The organism is Streptomyces sp. PT12 (assembly GCF_003311645.1).
In the GTDB taxonomy this organism is placed as follows: domain Bacteria; phylum Actinomycetota; class Actinomycetes; order Streptomycetales; family Streptomycetaceae; genus Streptomyces.
In genome coordinates, this window is the sequence record NZ_QEST01000131.1 from 100,025 (window position 1) to 106,058 (window position 6,034).

At 73.8% G+C, this 6,034-nt stretch carries 5 protein-coding genes and 1 pseudogene; 3 read left to right on the forward strand and 3 right to left on the reverse strand.

Features of this window, described 5'->3' with window-relative positions; all coding sequences use genetic code 11:
• Window positions 1-246: 246 nt before the first annotated feature.
• Window positions 247-1,353, forward strand: a complete 1,107-nt coding sequence (locus tag DEH69_RS15200) for a glycerophosphodiester phosphodiesterase family protein (protein WP_258534683.1) — start codon at window positions 247-249, stop codon at window positions 1,351-1,353.
• Here the strand turns inward: DEH69_RS15200 and DEH69_RS15205 are convergent.
• From DEH69_RS15205 to DEH69_RS15215, 3 genes and pseudogenes are all read right to left on the reverse strand, one after another.
• On the reverse strand, window positions 1,316-1,879 hold the full coding sequence (locus DEH69_RS15205) for a flavin reductase family protein (protein ID WP_113687502.1): 564 nt from the start codon (window positions 1,877-1,879) through the stop codon (window positions 1,316-1,318). The two genes, DEH69_RS15200 and DEH69_RS15205, sit on opposite strands and share 38 nt — an antisense overlap.
• Entirely contained in the window at window positions 1,876-2,499 is a 624-nt protein-coding gene (locus tag DEH69_RS15210) for an NAD(P)H-dependent oxidoreductase (protein ID WP_220131269.1), read from the reverse strand. Before DEH69_RS15210 ends, DEH69_RS15205 begins: the two co-directional genes overlap by 4 nt.
• A 56-nt stretch (window positions 2,500-2,555) precedes the next feature.
• Window positions 2,556-3,613 (reverse strand): annotated as a pseudogene (locus tag DEH69_RS15215) (FAD-binding oxidoreductase).
• A gap of 504 nt (window positions 3,614-4,117) precedes the next feature.
• Between DEH69_RS15215 and DEH69_RS15220 the strand changes: the two are divergent.
• On the forward strand, window positions 4,118-4,963 hold the full coding sequence (locus tag DEH69_RS15220; protein WP_113687503.1) for a siderophore-interacting protein: 846 nt from the start codon (window positions 4,118-4,120) through the stop codon (window positions 4,961-4,963).
• An 89-nt stretch (window positions 4,964-5,052) separates the two neighbouring features.
• Complete coding sequence (locus DEH69_RS15225) at window positions 5,053-5,979, forward strand: hypothetical protein (RefSeq protein ID WP_113687504.1); 927 nt, start codon at window positions 5,053-5,055, stop codon at window positions 5,977-5,979.
• Window positions 5,980-6,034 lie beyond the last annotated feature (55 nt).

Sequence of the window (6,034 nt, forward strand, 5' to 3'; positions counted from 1 at the left end):
GACCTTCCTCGCCTGCCCGATCCTCGCCCGCCCCCTTCTCGCCCGCTCTCTTCTCGCCCGACCCCTTCTCGCCCGGCGCGCGCCCGTCCCGCGCCGGGCGCGTGGCCGAAACGTCATGTGCGCGCCATGGGAAGAGCGTTTCCCGGACAGTCCCCGTCCCCTGGCGCCTCACATAGTCGTGCGGATACGCCAGTCCAGGTCTCGACGGAAGGGCAGCACATGCTGGGCCACCTCAGAAGCATCCGTTTGCCGCGGCCCCGCCCGCGCGCGCTCGTGGCGGTCGCGCTCGCCGCCGCTTCGGTGGCGGCGCTCGCCGTCGCCGGGCCCGCGTCCGCGGCGGGCGGTCACGGGCAAGGGCACGGGCCCGGTCACGGGCAGGGCCACCACCGCCAGTTCGACCTCCAGGCCCACCGCGGGGGCATCGGACTGCGCGTGGAGTCCACGATCGCCTCGTTCTCCGACGCGCTCGAACTCGGCGTCAGCACCCTTGAGTTGGACGTGCAGATCACTGAGGACGGCCACGCGGTGGTGACCCACGACCGGCGGGTCGCGGGGACCAAGTGCCGCGACACCGGGCCCGCGTTCCCCGGCGACCCTGAGTATCCGTATGTCGGCAGGTACATCGTCAACCTGACGCTCGCCCAGGTGCGCACCCTCGACTGCGGCTCGCAGACCCTGCCGCAGTACCCGGAGCAGCGGCCGAGCCCTGGGGCGCGGATGCCGTTGCTCACCGAGGTGTTCGACCTGGTCGACCGGTACCGCGCGCACCGCGTCCGGCTCAACATCGAGACCAAGGTCGAGGCGGGCGCGCCGCACGAGACGGCGCCGCGCGAGCAGTTCGTGCGGGTCGTGGCCCGCGAGGTGCGCAGGGCCCGGCTGATCGACCAGGTGACCATCCAGAGCTTCGACTGGGGCGCGCTCATGCGCATGCGCGAGGTCGAGCCGCGCCTGCCGATCATCGCGCTCACCAACGGTCAGCAGTTCCTCCAGGTCGGCCAGCCCGGGGCGTCCCCCTGGCTCGGCGGCATCGACATCGACGACTTCGACGGCAGCCTCGTCGACGCCGCCGTCTCCTTCGGCGCGGACGCGATCTCGCCCGTGCACGGCGACCCGCAGGACGGGCAGGTGGGCCAGCCGGGCTATGTCCCCTATGTCACCGAGGAGTTGGTGGACGAGGCGCACGCCGCGGGGCTGCGGGTGATCCCGTGGACGGTGAACGACGTGGGGACGATGCACAAGCTCATCGACGACGGTGTCGACGGCATCATCACCGACTACCCCGACCGGCTGCGGACCGTCATGGCCGAGCGCGGCTTCACGCTCCCGAAGCAGTACCGCCCGCACCGGCACTGAACCGTCGGGCCAGCCGGTGGTAGGCGCGGTCGTGGAAGACCAGCGGCGTGGCCTCGGGGCGCCACTCGGCCTCGATGGCCAGGAGCGAGACCAGGAAGCTGCTGCCCACCGGCGTGCGCTCGAGGACCCGGGCGCGGATCCAGGCGTGTGCCCCGTCGATCACCGGCTCGCCCGTCGGCAGCGTGGACCAGCCGCCGGCGGCGAAACGGTCCACGCCGCTGGTGGCGAAGCGGGCCGAGACGTCGTCCTGGTGCTCGGCGAGCAGGCTCACCGCGACGGTCTCGGCGACGGCGACGGCCGGTGCGCAGGACGAGGTGTCGGCCAACGAGAAGGCCAGCAGGGGTGGTTCGGCGGAGACGGAGATCACGGACGTGGCCGTGAACCCGACGGGGCGCCCCTGGTGCCTCATGGCGACCACGGCCACGCCCGCGGGGTGCCGCCGGAAGACGGCCTTGTACTCCTCGCCGGTGAGATGGCCGGTGAGATGGCCGGTGAGGCGGTCGGCCCCGGTCCGCTCCGCCGTCATCGCGGCACCTCCACGTCGGCCACGCCCGCGACGCCCGCCGCGCGGGCCAGCGCCGGGCCCGCCGTGACGAGCCAGTCGGCGATCACGGGGCCGGGCTCGGCGAGCGCCGCCTCCGTGACGACCAGGCTCCTGGCGGGCACCGTCGCCCCCAACTCCACCAGCAGCGGCCGCAGGTGGATCTCCCCGGCCAGGGCGTGCGCGGGGCCGCCCGAGACGACGAGCGGCACCGCGGTCACCCCGAGCAGCCCGTTGGCGGGGTAGAGGTCGAGGAACGCCTTCAACAGCCCGGTGTAGGCAGCCTTGTAGACCGGGGTGGCGATCACGGCGATCCGCGCGGCGGCGAGCGTGGCCAGGGCCGCGTCGGCCGCGGGGTGCTCGGGCGCCAGGATCTCGGGGGCGAACGCGGCCAGGTCGACGGTGGTCACGGTGCCGCCCGGCAGCACCTCGCGGGCGAGCGCGTCGGCCACGTTTCCGGCGAGGGCCGAAGTGCGGGATCCGGGGCGCGGATGGCCGGAGAGCGCGACGATGCGCGGGTTCGCTGGCGTCTCGGTGGTCTTGGTCGGCTTGGTGGTCTCGGCGGTCTCGGCGGTCTCGGTGGTCTCGGTGGTCTCGGTGGACAAGGGAACTTCCTCTCGGTGACACGGACGGTGGCGGTGGTGCGGGGTGGGCGGGCGGTTCAGATGGCCTTCCCCGGGTTGAGGATGCCCAGCGGGTCGAGCGCTTCCTTGATCCTCCGGTGGAGACTTCGCGCCCCGGGCCCCAACTCGGCGTCGAGCCAGGCGCGTTTCAGTGTGGCGACGCCATGTTCCCCGGTGATGGTGCCGCCAAGGCGCAGCGCGAGGCGGAAGATCTCGTCCACCGTCTCGGCCACGGCCGCCGGGTCCTGGCCTCCGGCGAGCACGAGGGGGTGGATGTTGCCCTCACCGGCGTGGGCGAAGGTGAAGACGGGCACCCCCGTGCGGTCGGCGAGCGCGGTCAGCGCCTGGCCGCCTCGGCGAGCCGGGAGCGGGGCACGGCGATGTCCTTGATCAGCACCCGGCCGAGGCGTTCGACGGCGGGCAGCCGCTCGGCCGCCGCGGGCTCGCCGGTGGACTCGGCGCGGGTGGCGGTGCGGCGCAGCACGGCGTGCACGGCCTCGATCTCCGCTTCGGCGGCGAACCCGTCGGTGCAGGCCAGCACGAACGTCTCGCCCGCGGCGGGGACATCGCCGCCCGCCCGGTGGATCGCCCCGAGCGTGCGGGCGTCGAGGAACTCCAGCACGCTGGGCCGCAGCCCGGCGTCCAGCACGGCGACGCAGGCGGCCGCCGCCTCCTCGGGGGAGGCGAAGTACGCGGCGGCGGTGCCCGTCGCGGCGGGCAGCGGGTGCAGCCGCAGCGTGGCGCCCACGACCACGGCGAGCGTGCCCTCGGAGCCGGTGAAGAGCGACGTCAGGTCGTAGCCCGCCACGCCCTTGACGGTCCTGCGCCCGGTGCGCAGCGGGGTGCCGTCGGCCAGCACCAGGTCGAGGGCTAGCACGGCGTCCCTGGTCACGCCGTACTTCACGCAGTGCAGGCCGCCCGCGTTGGTGGCGATGTTCCCGCCCACCGTGGACAGCGCCGCGCTGGCCGGGTCGGGGGCGTAACGCAGCCCCACCTCCCGTGCCGCGCGGTCGAGTTCGGCGGTGATCACGTGACGCGGGCGCGGGGCATCGGCCAGCCATTCGGGACCGAGCCTGACGGCCCGCGCATCGTCCATGTCGAGGTCGCCGAGGCCCGCGAGGGTGTCGGCCAACGCCCGGGCCACGGCCCGGCGTTCGTCCTCGGCGAGGTCGTCGTGCGGCCCCGCGGCGCGGATCGCGTGGTCGGTCAACTCCCGTGCCAGCCACCCATTCCAGATGGCGCGGCGTCAGGGTGCGCTTCCCGCCGCCGAGATCGCCGCCGTGGCCCGACGCCCGCTCGTGCAAGGAGATTCGCACGCGCGCCACACATGGGCTGAAAGATTGCTCGCCCGATGGCGTGTCCGACAGATAACTTCTGTCCCCCATCGCGCCGACACGGGCTGGCCTGTCATGGGCACGGCCGCTTCGGCGGGATGCGTCGGCGTGGCCATCGCGGCCGCGCTCACCACGGGGGCCGGTCGGGGGCGGGTCGGGGCGTCGCGGCGCCCACGCCCGCCTCCGACCGGGCGCGCCCGCGAGCGCCCTCCGCCGCCCACCCTGTTAACTTAGGCATACCTAACCTCGAAGCAGGGAGCACCGCCATGGCTGAGCGACCGGCCCGCAGGGCACTCACCGTCCACACCGGAGAGGTCATCTGGACGGAGCGGCTGACGCCGGGCATGCACCGGGTGGTGCTCGGCGGCGAGGGGCTGGCCGCGTTCTCCGCCGGCGCGTACACGGATCACTATGTGAAGCTGCTGTTCCCTGTGCCAGGCGTGGACCTGCCCGAGCCGTTCGACCTGGGGCGCGTCCGCGAGGAGCTGCCGCGTGAGCGGTGGCCCGTCACCCGCACCTACACCGTGCGCGCCTGGGACCCGCGGGCGCGCGAGCTGACGCTCGACTTCGTGGTGCACGGCGACCGCGGGCTCGCCGGGCCATGGGCGACGGCAGCCAGGCGCGGCGACGTGCTCAGGTTCGTGGGCCCCGGTGGCGCCTACGCGCCCGAGCCCGGCGTCGGCTGGCACCTCCTGGTCGGCGACGAGAGCGCGCTGCCCGCCATCGCCGCCGCGGTGGAGCGGATGCCCGCGGGCGCCGCGCTGCGAGCGTTCGTGGAGATCGAGGGCCCCGAGGAGGAGCAGAAGATCACCTCCCCCGACGGCACCGGCGTCACGTGGCTGCACCGCGGCGGCCGCCCGGTGGGCGAGGCCCTGGTGGAGACGGTGCGCGCGCTCGCCTTCCCCTCGCCCGACGTGCAGGTCTTCGCGCACGGCGAGGCCGGGATGGTCAAGGAGCTGCGACGCCATCTCCGCCTGGAGCGGGCCGTGCCGCGGGAGCGCCTGTCCCTCTCCGGGTACTGGCGGCTCGGCCACGACGAGGACGGCTGGCAGGCGTCCAAGCGCGAGTGGAACGCCACGGTGGAGGCCGAGCAGGAGGCCAACGGCGCCTGAGCGCCCCCTCATTGGTCTGTACATGTCCGCGTGCCCGGGGCACACTGTCCGCCGAGTGCGTCCCCCACCCCACGAGGAGCAGACCCTCCATGCCCCTTCGCACCCGGCGCCGTCCTTCCCTGGCCACCACAGGGCTGCTCGCCCTCCTCACCGCCGCCGCCCTGTCCACCGCCCCACCCGCCGCCGCGGACACCGGCGACGCCGCAGGCACCGGCGACGCCGCAGGCACCGGCAACGCCGCGGACACCTGGAACGAGGTCGGCTCCGACCGCGCCGACCCGCTGACCGAGAGCCAGGGCCTCGCCTCGGTCGAGGTGCCAGCCAACAGCCCCAACCGCTACACCGGCATCGGCACCATCCCCCTCGACGTCGCCGCCCGCGGCTGGAACCACGTCGGTGACCCCGACGCCTCCTACGACGGCCACTACATCGAGCCCTACCAGCGGGACTCGGGCGATACCAAGATGTTCCGCGCGCAGGCCCCGGACGGCGGCTGGTCGGAGTATGTGCACACGCTCGGCCCCGGCGAGGCCCTGAACAACTCCTGGGTCGCCATCTCGCCCGACGGCCTGTGGATGCTGTCGGGCGAGTACGGGACGATGAGCCGCCTGCTGGTCTTCCCCACCCCCGGCGTCAACCCCGGCACCTCGCCTTCGGCCGACCTCCCGCATGTCTCGTCCGTCACCCTCGACCGCGCCGTGCGCGACGTCCAGGGCTGCGACTTCTCGGGCCCCACCACGCTGCTGTGCTCGTCCGACGACCCGGAGGGCAGCCTGTTCGGCATCACCAAGCCGCTGCTCCAGATCGACCTCTCGGACGAGCCGAACGGCACGGCCGACGTCTCGGGCCATGTCACGGCGCTGCGTCAACTCCCGTTGCGCAGCGGCTGCTCCGGCGCGTTCGAGGCGCAGGGCGTCGACTACGACCGCCGCACCGGCACCCTGCGGGTGATCGTCATGTCCCCGGGCTTCTGCGTGTTGACGGACAGCATGACCTACCGCTTCACGCGCGGCTGACCCGTTACCTTTTTCGTGGCCCTGAAACGGGGCTCCTGGCCTCCGGGCCCGGCAT